The sequence below is a fragment of the Salinadaptatus halalkaliphilus genome, assembly GCF_006543045.1.
In the GTDB taxonomy this organism is placed as follows: Archaea; Halobacteriota; Halobacteria; order Halobacteriales; family Natrialbaceae; genus Salinadaptatus; species Salinadaptatus halalkaliphilus.
Window position 1 is genome coordinate 25,996 of record NZ_RBZW01000031.1, and the last position, 15,102, is coordinate 41,097.

Annotated in this window: 18 protein-coding genes; 12 read left to right on the top strand and 6 right to left on the bottom strand. The window is 66.0% G+C overall.

The annotated features are described in order from the left end of the window. Positions 1-121 precede the first annotated feature (121 nt). The 6 genes from D8Y22_RS12045 to D8Y22_RS12070 all read left to right on the top strand — a co-directional run bounded on the left by D8Y22_RS12045 (position 122) and on the right by D8Y22_RS12070 (position 4,212). Positions 122-526 (top strand): DUF5778 family protein, encoded by a 405-nt coding sequence (locus D8Y22_RS12045; protein WP_141464954.1) that lies wholly within the window; start codon positions 122-124, stop codon positions 524-526. A 14-nt stretch (positions 527-540) separates the two neighbouring features. Next, positions 541-1,194 (top strand): precorrin-2 dehydrogenase/sirohydrochlorin ferrochelatase family protein, encoded by a 654-nt coding sequence (locus D8Y22_RS12050; RefSeq protein WP_141464955.1) that lies wholly within the window; start codon positions 541-543, stop codon positions 1,192-1,194. Continuing rightward, positions 1,191-2,519 (top strand): glutamyl-tRNA reductase, encoded by a 1,329-nt coding sequence (gene hemA, locus D8Y22_RS12055; protein WP_141464956.1) that lies wholly within the window; start codon positions 1,191-1,193, stop codon positions 2,517-2,519. The genes D8Y22_RS12050 and hemA overlap by 4 nt, the downstream gene beginning before the upstream one ends. A gap of 240 nt (positions 2,520-2,759) precedes the next feature. Beyond that, on the top strand, positions 2,760-3,050 hold the full coding sequence (locus tag D8Y22_RS12060; protein WP_141464957.1) for a 4a-hydroxytetrahydrobiopterin dehydratase: 291 nt from the start codon (positions 2,760-2,762) through the stop codon (positions 3,048-3,050). A 72-nt stretch (positions 3,051-3,122) separates the two neighbouring features. Beyond that, a complete protein-coding gene (gene lwrS, locus D8Y22_RS12065; RefSeq protein WP_141464958.1) occupies positions 3,123-3,503 on the top strand; it encodes an LWR-salt protein in 381 nt (126 codons plus the stop codon). 61 nt (positions 3,504-3,564) lie between these two features. Next, complete coding sequence (locus D8Y22_RS12070) at positions 3,565-4,212, top strand: HAD family hydrolase (protein ID WP_141464959.1); 648 nt, start codon at positions 3,565-3,567, stop codon at positions 4,210-4,212. Positions 4,213-4,236: 24 nt separating this feature from the next. On the opposite strand, the gene D8Y22_RS12075 is transcribed toward D8Y22_RS12070, so the two are convergent. Then, entirely contained in the window at positions 4,237-4,671 is a 435-nt protein-coding gene (locus tag D8Y22_RS12075) for a DUF4870 domain-containing protein (RefSeq protein WP_141464960.1), read from the bottom strand. Positions 4,672-4,824: 153 nt separating this feature from the next. Here D8Y22_RS12075 and D8Y22_RS12080 point away from each other — a divergent pair, with 153 nt between their 5' ends. From D8Y22_RS12080 to D8Y22_RS12095, 4 genes are all read left to right on the top strand, one after another. Next, the gene (locus D8Y22_RS12080) at positions 4,825-5,892 is read left to right on the top strand and encodes an mRNA surveillance protein pelota (protein WP_141464961.1); all 1,068 of its coding nucleotides are present in this window, start codon (positions 4,825-4,827) and stop codon (positions 5,890-5,892) included. 151 nt (positions 5,893-6,043) lie between these two features. Beyond that, the gene (locus D8Y22_RS12085) at positions 6,044-7,216 is read left to right on the top strand and encodes a tubulin/FtsZ family protein (protein WP_141464962.1); all 1,173 of its coding nucleotides are present in this window, start codon (positions 6,044-6,046) and stop codon (positions 7,214-7,216) included. 33 nt (positions 7,217-7,249) lie between these two features. Continuing rightward, positions 7,250-8,527, top strand: a complete 1,278-nt coding sequence (locus tag D8Y22_RS12090) for a tubulin/FtsZ family protein (protein ID WP_141464963.1) — start codon at positions 7,250-7,252, stop codon at positions 8,525-8,527. Beyond that, complete coding sequence (locus D8Y22_RS12095; protein ID WP_246084424.1) at positions 8,524-8,865, top strand: hypothetical protein; 342 nt, start codon at positions 8,524-8,526, stop codon at positions 8,863-8,865. The genes D8Y22_RS12090 and D8Y22_RS12095 overlap by 4 nt, the downstream gene beginning before the upstream one ends. 75 nt (positions 8,866-8,940) lie before the next feature. Here D8Y22_RS12095 and D8Y22_RS12100 read toward each other — a convergent pair whose 3' ends face one another. The 4 genes from D8Y22_RS12100 to D8Y22_RS12115 form a co-directional block, all read right to left on the bottom strand. Beyond that, the gene (locus D8Y22_RS12100) at positions 8,941-9,783 is read right to left on the bottom strand and encodes an ABC-2 transporter permease (protein ID WP_141464964.1); all 843 of its coding nucleotides are present in this window, start codon (positions 9,781-9,783) and stop codon (positions 8,941-8,943) included. 125 nt (positions 9,784-9,908) lie between these two features. Beyond that, a complete protein-coding gene (locus D8Y22_RS12105; protein WP_141464965.1) occupies positions 9,909-10,154 on the bottom strand; it encodes a hypothetical protein in 246 nt (81 codons plus the stop codon). Positions 10,155-10,281: 127 nt separating this feature from the next. Continuing rightward, positions 10,282-11,145 carry a tRNA pseudouridine(38-40) synthase TruA gene (gene truA, locus D8Y22_RS12110; protein WP_141464966.1) on the bottom strand — a complete coding sequence of 288 codons (864 nt, stop codon included), beginning with the start codon at positions 11,143-11,145 and terminating at the stop codon, positions 10,282-10,284. A 26-nt stretch (positions 11,146-11,171) separates the two neighbouring features. Continuing rightward, positions 11,172-11,372, bottom strand: coding sequence for a hypothetical protein (locus D8Y22_RS12115; RefSeq protein ID WP_141464967.1), 201 nt, complete (start codon positions 11,370-11,372; stop codon positions 11,172-11,174). Between the two features lie 117 nt (positions 11,373-11,489). Here D8Y22_RS12115 and D8Y22_RS12120 point away from each other — a divergent pair, with 117 nt between their 5' ends. Next, positions 11,490-12,443 carry a nucleoside hydrolase gene (locus D8Y22_RS12120; protein ID WP_141464968.1) on the top strand — a complete coding sequence of 318 codons (954 nt, stop codon included), beginning with the start codon at positions 11,490-11,492 and terminating at the stop codon, positions 12,441-12,443. Between the two features lie 35 nt (positions 12,444-12,478). On the opposite strand, the gene D8Y22_RS12125 is transcribed toward D8Y22_RS12120, so the two are convergent. Next, on the bottom strand, positions 12,479-13,438 hold the full coding sequence (locus D8Y22_RS12125; protein ID WP_141464969.1) for a PfkB family carbohydrate kinase: 960 nt from the start codon (positions 13,436-13,438) through the stop codon (positions 12,479-12,481). A 156-nt stretch (positions 13,439-13,594) separates the two neighbouring features. Between D8Y22_RS12125 and D8Y22_RS12130 the strand changes: the two genes are divergently transcribed. Further along, complete coding sequence (locus D8Y22_RS12130; RefSeq protein WP_141464970.1) at positions 13,595-15,082, top strand: sulfatase; 1,488 nt, start codon at positions 13,595-13,597, stop codon at positions 15,080-15,082. Positions 15,083-15,102 lie beyond the last annotated feature (20 nt).

Consider the following 15,102-nt stretch of genomic DNA (forward strand, 5'->3'; position numbering starts at 1 on the left):
GAGAAAAGTCATCACGGATACAGGTCGGCGGCCGTCCCAAGGAATATTGTCCCGCCAAACGACGGGGCGGCCGCCTCAGCAAACCGTGATGGCTATCAGTCCGGACCTGCTCGTTCCGACAATGACCACCGCGATCGACGAGGACCTCTACCAGCGAACCAAGGCGCTGCTCGAGCCGGGTGAGATCGACCTCAACGGCGCGATCGTCCACACCGACTACGACGGCAGCGAGGACGTCCAGATGATGCAGGCGACGATCGACATCGGCGACATCATCGCCGACCGCTCGGGCTACGAGCCGACTGACTGCTACGTCCACTCGGGCAACGACGATCCCGACTTTTCCTCGAATCAGCACCAGGGACGTACCCTCGAGGACGAGGCGTTCGTCTGGGAGTGCCAGCAACTGCTCCGGGACGGCAGTTTCGACGTCGTCATCTACTATCGTGCCAGCGCGGATCACGAGGCGATCCTCGAAGATGTTCGGGACCTCGGTTACGAGGTAACCGGCGTTACGGGCGAGTAACGGACCCACTCGAGATGATTCCGCTCCTGCACGACCTTACGGACGCGACGGTGCTCGTCTTCGGCGGCGGTCCCGTCGGTGCTCGCAAGGCCCGACGCTTCGACCGCGAGGCCGACGTCGTCGTCGTCAGCCCTGAGTTCGCCGACCGCGAGTTCGGGTCGGCCGAACTGATTCGTACTGCACCCGATCCCGCAGCTATCGACGGCTGGCTCGAGCGAACCGACCCCGAACTGGTCGTCGCCGCGACCGACGACGACACGATCAACGACGCCGCCGAGCGCGCCGCTCGAGCGCGGGGCGTGCTCGTCAACCGCGCGGATCGAGCGGGCGAGCGCGATCCCGGTAGCGTCGTCGTTCCCGCGACAGTCCGTGACGATCCCGTCGTCGTCTCGATTTCGACCGGTGGGACCGCGCCGGCACTGAGCAAGTACCTGCGCCAGGAACTCGAGGAGACGCTCGCGGGTGCCGGCGAGGTAGCCGTCGTTTGTGATGAACTTCGGAGCGAACTCAAATCACGGGACGTGGCGCCGAGCCGACGACGCGAGATCGTCACCGATGTCGTCAATTCTCCGGATGTTTGGACAGCTTTACGTAGCGGTACTGCAAACACTCGCCAAGTGATCGAGGACGTGCTCGGCGAGGAACTGGCTGGGGGTGGGCACTCGTGACGTCGACTGGCGTCGTCACCGCTGGACGCGTAACACACCAAAGCGGTGGCGTCGACGATCTCGCGGCCGCGAGTCCCGACAATCAACGGGTCGGCGTCGAGGCCCTCTGCTCGCTGCAGTCGGTCGAGGAGGCGTACGTCCTCTCGACGTGTAACCGAGTCGAGGCCTACGTGGTCACCCCGGACCCGGCGATCGGGCAAGCAGCCATTCGCGAGTTTTTCGACACGGTCGAGATGCAGGCGCTCGTCATCACTGGCCACGACGAGAGCCTTCGCCACCTGCTGTCGGTCGCGACCGGCCTCGAATCAGTCGTGCTCGGCGAGGATCAGATCATCGGCCAGGTTCGAACGGCCTACGAAGACGCCCGCAACGCCGGCGGCATCGACGAGATGCTCGAGGCCGCCGTGACGAAGGCGATCCACGTGGGCGAACGCGCCCGCACCGAGACGGCGATCAACGATGGCGTCGTCTCGCTGGGCTCGGCCGCGACCAGACTCGCGGCCGACGAGATCAGTCTCGAGGACGCGACGGGCCTCGTCGTCGGTGCCGGCGAGATGGGGCGTCTCGCCGCCCGCAGCCTCGCCGACGCCGGGGTCGACGAACTCGTCGTCGCGAACCGAACCGTCTCCCACGCCGACCATCTCGCGAGCGAACTCCCTGTCGACGCCGAGGGCGTTGCGCTCGAGGCCCTCGCGACGACCGCCGCCGCCGCCGACGTGGTGGTGACCGCGACCGGCAGCGACGACCCCGTCCTCACTCCCGGTCACCTCGACAACGACGACGCTCGAGACGGTCCCGGACAAGTGGTCGTCGATCTCGGACAACCACGCGACGTCGACCCGGCAGCCGACGAGCTTGGGCCGGTGACCGTCTACGATCTGGACGACCTCGAGACGATCACGCAGGCAACTCGCGAACAACGCGCCGACGCCGCCGCCGAGGTCGAAAGAATGGTCGACCGGGAGTTCGAGTTGCTCTGTGACCAGTACAAACGCGCGCGTGCCGACGAGGCCATCGCTGCGATGTACGAATCCGCCGAACGCATGAAAGCTCGCGAACTCGAGCAGGCGCTCTCCCGACTCGAGGCTGAGGGAATTACCGACGAGCAACGCGAGGTCGTCGAATCGATGGCCGACGCGCTCGTCAACCAGTTGCTCGCGCCGCCGACCAAGAGCTTGCGGGAGGCCGCCGCCGAAGACGACTGGAGCACGATCAACACCGCCTTGCAGCTGTTCAACCCCGAGTTCGACGACGGCCGACTGGCGCCGACGTTCGGCACCGGCCAGCAGGCCGAGCCTTACAGCGAAACTGCCGACGACGATTGAGACGGTTTACTGTACCGATGTACCGGCCCACCCGCCGCCCGAGTCGCGGGTGGGCCGGCAACGACGTACAGTAATCCGTATGAGGCGGATTGGTGTCACGATCACCCGGTACAACCGCAGGACATCGCGGTTGCACCAGCAACGATGGCCAACAGTCCGTCTGGGATCCACCGAACGGTTAATTGTTGCCAAAACGACGGTGGCACAAACGTTATTTGAGTGGCCTCCGTTCGATCAGCTATGGGCGACTTACTGTCAGACGACGAGATCGAGACACGGCTGCCCGAGACCTGGGCGCGCGACGACGACGAGATCGTCCGTACCTACGAGTTCGACGACTATCTTCACGGCGTCAACTTCGCCCAGATGGTCGGCGAGATCGCCGAATCCCAGTTTCACCACCCCGAGATCATCATCGGCTACAAGGAAGTCGAGATCCGGCTCACCTCCCACGAGGCCGGCGGGATCACCGACGACGACACCGAGATGGCCGAGCTGATCGAGTCCGAGCGAGAGGAACGCGACGCCTGATCGCCGACTCAACGACGGCTCGAGTCGCCGACCGCCGTTGCAGCGGCGCCAGATTCGACGATCCGACGGTCCATGGAGGGAAACTACGTCTTTCGCGTCACGCTACAGATCGAACCAGCAGTCGAAGGCGTCTCGATCGAGCCCGCGAGTGCCGAGCCGACGGTGACGTGTTATCGGGAAGCCGCCGAGCCGGGTACCGAGGGCTGGCTCTTCTTCCGGAATACGCTCTGGCGCGGCGAGATCGCCGATCAGGCCTACGGCTGTGATCTCGCCGAGGAGTGGCTCGAGCTCCCGGTGGCGGCCGTCGACTTCCGCGAACTCCAGGTCGACGAGGCCTACCTCGAGGCGCTGAAAACCGAAATCGCCGCCGATCTCGACGCATTCAACGCCGAGACCGTCTCGGCGGTGCTCTCGAAGTACCTCGGCTCGAGCATCCATGTCCGTTCGGCGTAGTCGACAGCGTCTCCCGTAACCAACACTCATATACTCGAGAACCACGTAGTACTCGTTCCCGATGGCACCGCAGTCCGCCGCCCTCGCAGACTACGATTTCTGGCTGCTCGACCTCGATGGGACGCTCGTCGATGTCGAGTGGTCCTACACTCGAGAGGTGTTCGACCGGGTTGGCGACCGTCTCGGTCGCGAGTTTACCGATCAAGAAGCCGACATCATCTGGAGCGGGCTCACCGGGTCGCGCGACCGCCAACTCGAGGCCTGGGGGATCGATCCCGCGGCGTTCTGGGAGGCGTTTCACGACGAGGAAGATCCCCTGGTCCGGGCCGAACAGACCTACCTCCACGACGACGCCGCCTTCGTCGCCGAACTCGAGGGACCGGTCGGGCTCGTGACCCACTGCCAGGAGTTTCTCTGTGAACCAGTCTTAGAGAACGTCGGTATCAACGACTGGTTCGACACCCGGCTATGCTGTACCGAGGAGACGGGCTGGAAGCCCGATCCGACGCCCGTCGAGCGCGTGATGGCCGACCTCGGGGTCGCCCACAACGGCCACCGGGGCGTGCTCGCGGGCGACGGCGCGAACGATGTCGGTGCGGCCTGGAACGCCGGTCTCGACGCGATTCACGTCGAACGCGTCGGCCACGAACGCCGCGGCCAGTGCGTGCTCGGCGATTACCGAGTCCAGTCGTTCGACGACCTACAGTAGCGTCCGAAACGCTGATCCACCGCGTTACAGCAGGTGTTTTTCGGCGAGGGAACTGACGACCGGCAACCGCGTCGCCTCGCCCTGATAGGCGGTGATCAGCAGGTAGAGCCAGGCGACGAAGACGACGAGCCAGATCGCCAGCGAGACGAATATCTCGATGATCGTCACGAACAGCGCGAGCAGAAAGCCGATGACGGGGACGGATCCCGCCAGCGTATTGAACACGAGCGACAGCGCCTGTAACGTCGCATACACTGCGATAACGCCGATACCGAAGACGACGCTGTGGGCGGCGTGATACCGAGCGAACTCGTTGTCCTCCTCGAGCAGGTAAACCAGGATCCCCGAAATGGGCGTAAATACGTGGGCAAGCAGTGCAACGACGTTGCCATCCGGACCGAGACTGGTATCCGTCGTGGCCGCCGGTTCGACCGCCGAAACGTTTTGTTCAGTTGCCATACGGGGACTATTGATGGCCGTATTTAATAACATTTTACCATTCAGAGCAGGAATTATTCGCCCGACTGCTGAACCGATAGCCAGTGGCGGCTGTCTGGACGGCGGCCTCGAGGGATCGCAGCCCACTTATCGCCACCGCCCAAACCGTCGGCTATGCAGATCAAAGACCGGGAGCAGATCGAGGGCGGACGCAAGCGGGTGACGGTCGTCCCCGAGAGCGTCGACGATCTCTGGCATTTGCAGTACGTCCTCGAGCCCGGCGATCGCGTCGCGGGCGATACGACCCGGCGGATTCAGCGCAACGACGACCAGATGCGCGATACGGGCGGTGAGCGCGAGCACATGTGGGTCGCCATTGCCGTCGACGACATCGAATTTCACCGGTTCGCGAACCGGCTGCGGGTCGGCGGCGAGATCGTCGCCTGTTCGCGCGAGGACCAGCTGGGCTTTCACCATACGTTGAACGTCGAGGCACGCGAGGAGCTATCGATCGAGAAGTACTTCAAACCGGATCAGGAGGCCCGCCTCGAGGAGGCCGAGGAGGCCACCGAAAATCCCGATGTCGCGATCGCCACCGTCGAGGAGGGGCAAGCCCACGTCCACACGGTGGCTCAGTACGGTACCGAGGAGCGGGCGACGATCACCGGCACGACGGGCAAGGGAGAGTACGCCCGCGGGCGCTCGGAGCTGTTCGCCGAACTCGGGACGGTCCTCGAGCGCCAGGACGCCGACGCGATCATCCTCGCGGGCCCCGGTTTTACGAAACAGGACGCCTACAAGTACTTCGAGCAGAACCATTCCGAAATCACCGAGCAGATCACGATGGTCGATGCGGCGGCCGTCGGCGATCGCGGGGTCCACGAAGTCCTCAAACGCGGCGCAGTCGCCGATGTCCAGCAGGAGACTCGCATCGAGAGCGAGGCCGAGTACATCGACGAACTCACGCGGCGAATCGCCGACGGCGCGAAGGCGGCCTACGGCCCCGAGGAAGTGAAACAAGCCGCCGAGTTCGGTGCGATCGACCGCTTGCTCGTCCTGGACGACCGCCTCCGCAAAGAGCGTGGACCTGACGGCGACTGGGCGGTCGACGTCGACGACATCGTCCGCACGGCCGAACAGAAAGGCGGGGAGGTGACCGTCTTTTCGAGCGAGTTCCCGCCCGGCCAGCAACTGTCGAACCTCGGCGGGATCGCTGCGCTATTGCGGTACCGCCTCGAGTAGATTCGATGACACACGTGGTGAGAATTCGTCCCCAGTCGCCGGATTTGTCGGTTCACTATCGCTCTCGACGCCGATTCCGGCTCCGATCGCCTGTCGGAAATGTACACATACAAGCAAAAATGAGTTATCCTAGGACTCGTATGAGCGGTGTATGAAGCTCGCGACAATTGGTGTTGGAAACGCCGGCAGCAAGATCATCGACCGGATGCTCGAGTTCGAGCAGGAGACCGGTCGAAATCTCTGTCGGCACGTCCTGGTGATCAACTCCGCCAGGACCGACCTCGCAAAGCCCGACTACGTCCCCGAAGACCGGCGCGTCCTCATCGGCGACACCCACCAGAAAGCCAAAGGCCACGGCGTCGGCGGCGACGTCGAGGTCGGCGCGGAGGTCGCCAAACACGACATCGACGAAATTCGGCGCGCGTTCGACGATATCGACATCCACGAGGTCGACGCGATTCTCGTCGGCGCTGGACTCGGCGGCGGGACCGGCAGCGGTGCGGGGCCGGTCGTCATCGACGAACTCCAGAAGATGTACGACGAGCCGGTCTACGGCCTCGGTATCCTCCCCGGCGAGTACGAAGGCGGCCGCCCGGCGTTGAACGCCGCACGATCGTTGCAGTCGTTCGTCCAAAAGGTGGACAACTTCGTCGCCTTCGACAACGACGCCTGGCGCTCCCGCGGCCAGACCATCGAGGAAGGCTACGAGCAGATGAACCGCGAACTCGCGATCCGGCTGGTGACCCTGCTGGCCGCCGGCGAGATCGACGAAACCGAGGTCGCCGAGAACGCGATGGACTCGAGTGACATCATGCGAACGTTAGATACGGGCGGCGTCTCCTCGATCGGCTACGCCTCGACGACCGTCCGCACGGAAGGCGGGGGCCTCCTCGATCGGTTCCGCGACGAGGGAGAGGCACTCGACGAGTCGACCGACGCCGCGAAGATCAAGGGACTGGTTCGTCGGGCGGTCAACTCCCGGCTGACGATCCCCTGTACCGTCTCGAGTGCGGATCGGGCACTGATCATCCTCTCGGGGCCCTCCGAACTCATCTCCCGGAAGGGAATCGAGAGCGCCCGACAGTGGCTCGAGACCGAGGCCGACACCGTCGACATTCTCGCGGGCGACGATCCGCGACCGAACTCACCGGAGCTTGCGGCGGTCGTCTTGCTCTCGAACGTGACCGAGACGCCGCGGGTCGACGAGATCCAGAACCAGGCCGTCGACGCACAGGACAAGATCGCGGAGCTCGAGGCCGTCCGCGAGGAGGAGATCAACGACCTGATCACCGACGACGACGACGAACTCGATCCGGTCGTCTGACCGCGCGAAGGGTATGCTAGGTGTCTCTCAGCTATGAAACTCGCTCTCATCGGCGTCGGTCGCGGGGGCTCGCGGGTCGTCGACCGGCTGGTCGATCGCGAGTCGGCGACCGGTCGCACCCTCTGTGATGGCAACGCACTCGTCTTCGATACCACCGAGACGACGCTCGAGGCCCTCGAGTTCGTCCCCGAGGAGCGACGATCGGTGTTCGGCGATATCCACCCCAACGTCGGCGACGACGGCCTCGAGGGTGATCCCGACCTCGGCGCCGAGGTCGCCCGAGAAGACGTCGAGGAGATCCGCCGCGCGTTCGACGACCTCGCGTTCACCGACGTCGACGCCGCCCTCGTCGTCGCGGGACTGGGCGGCGGTACCGGCGGCGGTGCCGGCGCGATCGTCCTCGAAGAACTCCAGACGATGCTCGAGAAGCCGGTGTACGCAGTCGGCTTGCTCCCGACCGACGACGAGTCCGACCGACGGATACACACCGCTATGCGGTCGCTACAATCGTTCGTCACCATCGCGGACAACGTCGTCTGTTTCGACAACGAGAGCTGGCGCTCGACGGTAACCTATGACGAACACGCCGCGACCGAGTCAGCCGACGACCAGGACGGGGACGACACCGCCGTCGACGACGATCGAGACGAAGACGACACGTCCGATCCCTACGACGAGATCGACGACGCCGCTGCGAGACACGTCCACTCGCTGTTCGGTGCCAACGAACTCGAGTCGACCACCCTGGCGGAGAACCGGATCGACGCGAGCGATATCGCCCGCACCCTCGAGACGGGCGGCGTCTCCACGATCGGCCAGGCGACGCTCGAACTCGAGCGAACGGACGGCCCGCTGCCCTGGTTGCCCCGCCCGTCGTGGCTCCCCGACGCGCTCGCACGGCGGCTCCAGGGCGAGATCGAGAACAACCAGACCGACGCGGCGGCGATCAAACGTCTCGTCCGGAGTGCCGTCGAGTCGCGGCTGACACTGCCCTGTGACGTCGCGAGCACCCATCGAGCGCTCGTCGTGCTCTCGGGGCCGCCCGCTGCGGTCTCACGGAAGGGGTTCGAGAGCGCTCGCTACTGGCTCGAGCAGGAGACCGACACCGTCGAGATCCTCGCGGGTGACGAGCCCTTGACTCGGTCGTCGACGATCACGGCGACCGTCCTGCTCTCGAACGTCACGACGGTGCCCCGGATCGACGACCTCCAGGCGCGGGCCGTCGCAGCCGAGCGGGAACGCGAAGGCGACGACGCCGGCACAGCCGCCACGCCCGCAGACGCCGGGACCAACGAAGAATTTATCTGGTGACTGTCGTGGTCGGGGTCGCGCTCGGCTGGTCGTCGCTTGCCACCGGGCTCTGGCTGCTCGCGGTGGCGGCCTACGGCGTCGGCGATCTCGTGACGACGATGGTCGGCCTGCGCTCTCCCGATCTCGAGGAGGGACAGGCCGGCGCGCAACTGATCCTCGGTGAGCCGCCCTCGTGGTGGCGATTCAGCTGTTTCAAACTCGTCTTCCTTGCAGTGTGTTACGCGGGCTACGTCGCCCTCGAGGGGACGCGAGCACGACTGCTCGTTCCTGCCGGCATCGCGCTCGTCGGGCTGTACGCCGTGTTCAACAACGTGCGTGTGATGGTCGCGGTTCGATAGGTATCGGCCGGTGGCGATTCGATCGGCGTCAGCCACGGACGTGCTACCGGTCGAGAACTGACACCCGTTGTCGGCTCAGCGCTTGGCCAGCCGCTGTCCGACGAGGACAGGTCCGATCGTCCACAGTCCGAGCACGGCGAGCCCGAACAGGTTCGGCAGGTGTGGCGCGGTCGTCGAGCCACCGACGGCGACCTCGAGCGTCCGCGGTAGATAGTAGATCGCCCCCTCGACGGCGTCGAACGGACTCACGCGCGTGGCGTACAGGTACCAGGTCGGCTCCTCGAGGCTCGCGAGTAGCGTCGGTCCCTCGACGGGCGGCGTCGACCCGCCGGTGAGAAGCACCGAGACGAGCGCGACGGCGGTCTGGTGCCACAGAAAGCCAAGCACGACGAGACAGCCAATCGCGACGCCGACCGTCCGGGTCACCGTCTCGAGCCACGCCGAGAGGCCGACCGTCAGCCCGAGCCAGGCCCCGCCAAACAACACCAGCGCGAGGAGGCCACCGACGATCGATGCTGGGGCGACGGACTCGAGGTAGACCCCGATCAGTGCGGCCAACACCGCGACCAGTATCGTACAGACGCCCGCGAGAAAGATCAGCCGGCCGAGTAGCGTTCCGAGAACGGCCTCGAGTATCCCGGCGCCACTGGGCGACGTATCCGTTCGGAACTGACTCGAGTCGGCGGTATCCGTTAGCGACACTGCACCGAGGACGAGCGCGAAAAGCGACGTCCAGAGGGTGACCTGACGAAGCGCCAACAACAGCGGCCGATCGTCAGCCTGGGCGTGGGGCGAGAACAGCCACGGGAGCCAGGTTACAGTCGCAACGGCGACGAACACCACCGTCGCGACCACGACCGTCCGTGACCGAAAACACCGCTCGAGGTCGGCGCGAGCGATCGTTCGAACGCGACTCACGGCCGCTCACCGATCCGGCATCTCCTGTTGGGAACCATAGGAACGACGATGACTCGAGTAACGGTTGGAATGTCTATATTTCTGTCGCTCCGTCGCCCCGAGAGACGACGCGGGGGCCGATCTCGTCAACCCCGCATTTCGGCGTCGATCGCGGTTCGAACGAGGCGAGCGAGACCCAATATGACGAGAAAGGTCCCCGCAAAGACGATGGCGCCAAAGAGCACGAGCCCCATGATGAGTGCGCCGGCGTTCCCGAACCCAAAGAGGTCGACGATCACGAACCGATAGCTGAGCGCGACCAGCAGGATACCCGCTGCGACGTAGATCGACGCTCGCCAGTAGGCACCGTACTCCTCGGGCGACAGTTCCATGGCTCGTGATGTACGGCTGTCCCTAATACGGTTTACTGTACCGGCTTGCCGGTACAACCACCGGACGGTCGCGGCTGCACCGGCGACGATCGACACCAGACCGTACAGAAGCACTGCCGAACCGGCGTTATCGGTCCGCCGCGATCCCCGTCGTCAGCTGTTGGGCGACGCGAGCGCCCGTCCGCCGGGCGATCGCTTGGCGCCGAAAGACCGCACGAGCGCTCTCGGCGGCCTCGGCGTCGACCTCGAACTCGAGGTCGGGATACGTGACGTCGGTCAACACGAGTGGTTCCGGCGGCGCGGGAGCGATTCCCTCGTGACCGGGGAGCGGATCCGGCTCGAGCGCGCGGTCGATCGCCTCGAGCGACGACTCGCCGGTAGCGACGGCCGTCGCGAGCGAGACCAGCCGACGGACGAGTTCTCGGGCGAATCCACCAGCGGTGACGGTGACGACGAGGTAGTCGCCGTCCCGCGTCGCCTCGAGGGTCGGCGCACGCTCGGTGTTGTGGTCGTCTGGCGTGAGGTTGTGGAAGTCGTGTGGTCCCGACAGCGCGTCGCAGGCGGTGCGAAACCGGTCGTCGTCGACGGTGGCGTCGTCTCGCGTCGCCGAGTCCGATTGCGGTCCCTCGACAGGGGACGCGTACAGGTGGTACGTGTACGTCCGTCGGGCCGCATCGTGGGTCGCGTGAAAGTCGGCCGACGGATCGGCGACCGCCCACGCCCGTACGTCACCGGGCAGTTCGGCGTTCAACGCCCGCGGCGTGAGCCACTCGGGTGCCTCGAGGGCGATCGTCTGGGCCAGCGCGGAGACGCCCGCGTCGGTTCGGCCGGCCGCGGCGTAGCCCGCGGGTTTGGACGCATCTGCCTCGAGTACCTCGAGTGTACGCAGGCCGTCGAAAAGTCGATCCTCGACGGTGTCGACGTCGGGCTGGCGCTGAAAGCCGTGGTAGGGACGGCCGTCGTAGGCGATCCGAAACGCGCGCAGTGGCATCGACTCGAGTGAGTCGGGCCAGGGAGTTAGGGCCGTCGGCTTCGCGCCGGCCGGAGACGGCCGGTCACTGTTCGTCGGTCAGGTCCGCGATCAAACTCGACTGGGCCGGCATCGGCACTCGCGTCGCCGAGGGCGGCGTAGGCCTCCCAGACCTCGGGGTACTGCTCGGCGAATTCGCCGGCGGTCGCGGGCAGTTCCCCGGTCGGATCGTCGACATCGTCTGGCATGATCGTTCGGGCCGTCACTCCCGAGCCCGGCAAGTGATCGCAGGCGTTCCCATTCGGCTACAGGTTCCGACACAGCGGATCCGGCGTTTTATGTGCCCGAGTGGCCGATCACTCTGCATGACACGGCCACTGCTGATCGATACGGATCCGGGCTGTGACGACGCCGTTGCGCTCGCACTCGCCCTCGAGCACGCCGCTCTCGAGGTCGTCGGACTGACGACGGTTCACGGAAACGCACCGGTCGCGGCGACGACCGAGAACGCACGATCGATCCTCGAGCTGGTCGGTCGGACGGACGTGCCGATCGCCCGCGGGGCCGACCGACCGTTGACGGCTGATCTCAATACGGCCGAGCACGTACACGGCGAGGGCGGGATCACCGGCGACCTGCCGGCACCGACGGCGGCGACCGAGCCCGTCGAGGCCCACGCCGCGCAGTTTATCGTCGAGCAGGCCAGACGCCACGCGGGCGAGCTGACGCTGGCGGCGATCGGCCCGTTGACCAACGTCGCACTCGCGCTGGCGATCGAACCCGACCTCCCCGACTTGCTCGAGGAATTCGTCGTCATGGGCGGGGCCGCCTTCGATCCGGGCAACGTCACGCCGCTGGCCGAGGCGAACTTTCACTCCGATCCCGAAGCGGCCTATCGGGCCGTTCGCGACGCCGAACCCACCATTATCGGGCTGGACGTCACGACCCACGCGACGCTGCCGCCGGAACGTGTCGACGGCCTCACCCGCGACGGCCCGCTCGAGCGCTCGCTCGCCGCGTGGCCCACCTACTACGACGAGGACCAGCTCGCCCGGTACGACATCGAAACCGCCGCGATCCACGACGCGCTGGCGATCGCCTGGCTCGTCGACGAGTCGATCCTCGAGATCGAACCCTATTACATGACCGTCGGTACCGACTCCGATATCGCCCGCGGGAAACTCGTCTGTGACGCGATCGGGGTGACCGGCGAGGAGCCAAACGGCGCCGTCGCCCTCGAGGCCGACTACGAACGCTACCACGAGGTGCTGTCGGCCTCACTCGAGCGCACGCTCTCGGTCGCCGAGCCCACGCCGTAGGATAGCCACCCGATCACAGTACAGTCGATAGGCACTCAAACCGTCGACGCCGGCCCGTTCTCGAGGGCGTCGAAGACCATCTCTCGCGTCGGGATCGCCGTCTGGACGCCCTCAGTTTCGGTCGCGATCGAGCCGGCGGTCGTCGCGACGTCGGCCGCGCGTTCGATGGGCGCGCCGTCGGCGAGCATCGCTGCGAGGTAGCCACAGAACACGTCGCCAGCGCCGGTGGTGTCGACAGGGTCGGCCGCCGGTGGCGTCAGGCGGTAGGACCGCGTGCCCGAGATGACGACCTCGTCGCCGCCCTGGGTCCGGACGATCGTCCCGTCGAACGACTGAAGGGCGTCCTCGAGAGCTGCGAACTCGGTCTGGTTGACGACGACGATGTCGATCGTGGCTCGCTCGAGCAGCGGGGCGGCGCCGTCGGCGGGCGCGGGGTTGCAGATCACGGTCGGGCGCTCGGATTCGTCGGCCAGACGGGCAAGCACCGCGTCCATCGTCGCGACGGGGATCTCGTTCTGGAGGAGGAGGACATCGGCCGCGAGAATGCGGTCGTACTGGCCTCGTGCGTAGTCCGGGTCGACCGCCTCGTTCGCACCGTCGACGATACCGATCCAGGATTCGCCGGTGTCGTCGACGAAGACGTAGGCCTTCCCGGTTTCGCAGTCGGCGGTTCGGACGCCGCCGACGTCGACGCCGCGGTCGGCCAGCGTTTCGAGGACGCCGTACTCCGTGTGATCGGTGCCGACACAGCCCAGAAAGGCGCTATCGGCCCCGCCACGTGCCGCGGCGACGGCCTGATTCGCTCCTTTCCCGCCGACGACGTTTCGATACGCGTCGTCCTCGAGGGTCGGCAGCGACGGGCTCTCCTCGACGCGGACGGTTTCGCCGGCCGCGGGAAACCAGTCGTATCGAGACTCGAGAGCCCGGATGCTCTCGGTGTCGAGATATCGCGTTCGGTCGACGTTGGCGCTGCCAAGACTCACGACATCGCTCATCGGTCGCTGGTATGCGGGCAAGCGCGTATATAACCCGGTCGTTGCGAAATCGGTCGATCCGTAGACAGATACGCGGCGATACGTCCGTCTCGATATCGTGAATCACCTGCATACTCCGGGCTGGTGGCCTTCCCCACGAGTGGCGAGGTCAACCCTATGGCGGAACCCAACGGACGTGACAACGACCCACACACGAATCCGCGGAACGTCGCACTCGTCGTACTGGATACGGCTCGAGCCAGGAGTGTCGATCCGACGACGGCCCCGACGCTGTGTCGACTGGCCGACGAGGGAACGGCGTTTTCGAACGCCTTCGCGACCGCACCGTGGACGCTCCCATCACACGCATCGCTGTTTACCGGGCTGTACGCGTCCGAACACGGGACTCACGGCGGGCACACCTATCTCGACGACGATCTGCGGACGCTTCCCGGCGCGTTCGCCGACGCCGGTTACGAAACCGTCGGCGTCTCGAACAACACCTGGATCACCGAGGAGTTCGGCTTCGACCGGGGCTTCGAGACGCTGCGCAAAGGCTGGCAGTACATCCAGTCCGACGCCGACATGGGCGCGGTCGTCCGCGGCGAAAACCTCCGCGAAAAGCTTCAGGCGACCCGCGAGCGACTCTTCGATGGCAACCCGCTGGTCAACGCGACCAACATCTGCTACAGCGAACTGCTCCAGCCGGCCGGCGACGACGGCGCCGACCGATCGACATCCTGGATCGCCGACTGGCTCTCGAGCCGGGACGACGACCGACCGTTTTTCCTGTTCTGTAACTACATCGAGCCCCACGTCACCTACGACCCGCCCCGAGAGTACGCCGACCGGTTTCTCCCGGCGGACGCCGACTACCAGGATGCGATCGCGATCCGGCAGGATCCTCGCGCCTACGACTGTGAAGACTACGCGATCACCGATCGGGAGTTCGCGCTCCTGCGGGGGCTGTACCGCGCCGAACTCGCCTACGTCGACGACCAGCTCGCCGCGCTTCGAACCGCCCTCGAGGACGCCGACGAGTGGGAGGAGACCCTCCTGATCGTCTGTGGCGACCACGGCGAGCACATCGGCGAGCGCGACTTCTTCGGCCACCAGTACAACCTCTACGACACGCTGTTGCACGTTCCGCTGATCGCCCACGGCGGGGCGTTCACCGGCCGCGGCCGCCGCGACGATCTCGTCCAGTTGCTCGACCTCCCCGAGACGCTGCTCGAAGCCACCGGCGTCGACGACCCGGCGCTTCGCGGGCAGTCCTCGGGGCGGTCGATGTATCCACAGACCGCCGCCGAGCCACGCGAGGCCGTCTTCGCCGAGTACGTCTCCCCCCAGCCCTCGATCGAGCGCCTCGAAGACCGGTTCGGCGAGATACCGGACCGCGTCCGACGTTTCGATCGGCGGCTGCGAGCCGTCCGGACGCGCGAGTACAAGTACGTCCGTGCCGACGACGGCTTCGAGCGGCTGCACGACCTCGAGGCCGACCCGAACGAGCGAACCGACCTCGCCGACGACGACCCCGATCGCGTGCGGGACCTCCGCGGTCGGCTCGAGGCGAGATTCGACCCGCTCGAGGACGTGGGCGCGGACGGGTCGGTCGAGATGCGAGCCGGCACGAAAGAGCGGCTGGCCGATCTGGGATACCTCTGACACGCAAGTGATTCCTGCGA

Excerpts from the sequence above, each read along its gene's own strand:
- D8Y22_RS12045 (WP_141464954.1), top strand. The coding sequence starts at position 122 with ATGACCACCGCGATCGACGAGGACCTCTACCAGCGAACCAAGGCGCTG.
- D8Y22_RS12050 (WP_141464955.1), top strand. The coding sequence starts at position 541 with ATGATTCCGCTCCTGCACGACCTTACGGACGCGACGGTGCTCGTCTTC.
- D8Y22_RS12060 (WP_141464957.1), top strand. The coding sequence starts at position 2,760 with ATGGGCGACTTACTGTCAGACGACGAGATCGAGACACGGCTGCCCGAG.
- lwrS (WP_141464958.1), top strand. The coding sequence starts at position 3,123 with ATGGAGGGAAACTACGTCTTTCGCGTCACGCTACAGATCGAACCAGCA.
- D8Y22_RS12070 (WP_141464959.1), top strand. The coding sequence starts at position 3,565 with ATGGCACCGCAGTCCGCCGCCCTCGCAGACTACGATTTCTGGCTGCTC.
- D8Y22_RS12075 (WP_141464960.1), bottom strand. The coding sequence starts at position 4,671 with ATGGCAACTGAACAAAACGTTTCGGCGGTCGAACCGGCGGCCACGACG.
- D8Y22_RS12080 (WP_141464961.1), top strand. The coding sequence starts at position 4,825 with ATGCAGATCAAAGACCGGGAGCAGATCGAGGGCGGACGCAAGCGGGTG.
- D8Y22_RS12085 (WP_141464962.1), top strand. The coding sequence starts at position 6,044 with ATGAAGCTCGCGACAATTGGTGTTGGAAACGCCGGCAGCAAGATCATC.
- D8Y22_RS12090 (WP_141464963.1), top strand. The coding sequence starts at position 7,250 with ATGAAACTCGCTCTCATCGGCGTCGGTCGCGGGGGCTCGCGGGTCGTC.
- D8Y22_RS12105 (WP_141464965.1), bottom strand. The coding sequence starts at position 10,154 with ATGGAACTGTCGCCCGAGGAGTACGGTGCCTACTGGCGAGCGTCGATC.
- truA (WP_141464966.1), bottom strand. The coding sequence starts at position 11,145 with ATGCCACTGCGCGCGTTTCGGATCGCCTACGACGGCCGTCCCTACCAC.
- D8Y22_RS12115 (WP_141464967.1), bottom strand. The coding sequence starts at position 11,372 with ATGCCAGACGATGTCGACGATCCGACCGGGGAACTGCCCGCGACCGCC.
- D8Y22_RS12120 (WP_141464968.1), top strand. The coding sequence starts at position 11,490 with ATGACACGGCCACTGCTGATCGATACGGATCCGGGCTGTGACGACGCC.
- D8Y22_RS12125 (WP_141464969.1), bottom strand. The coding sequence starts at position 13,438 with ATGAGCGATGTCGTGAGTCTTGGCAGCGCCAACGTCGACCGAACGCGA.
- D8Y22_RS12130 (WP_141464970.1), top strand. The coding sequence starts at position 13,595 with ATGGCGGAACCCAACGGACGTGACAACGACCCACACACGAATCCGCGG.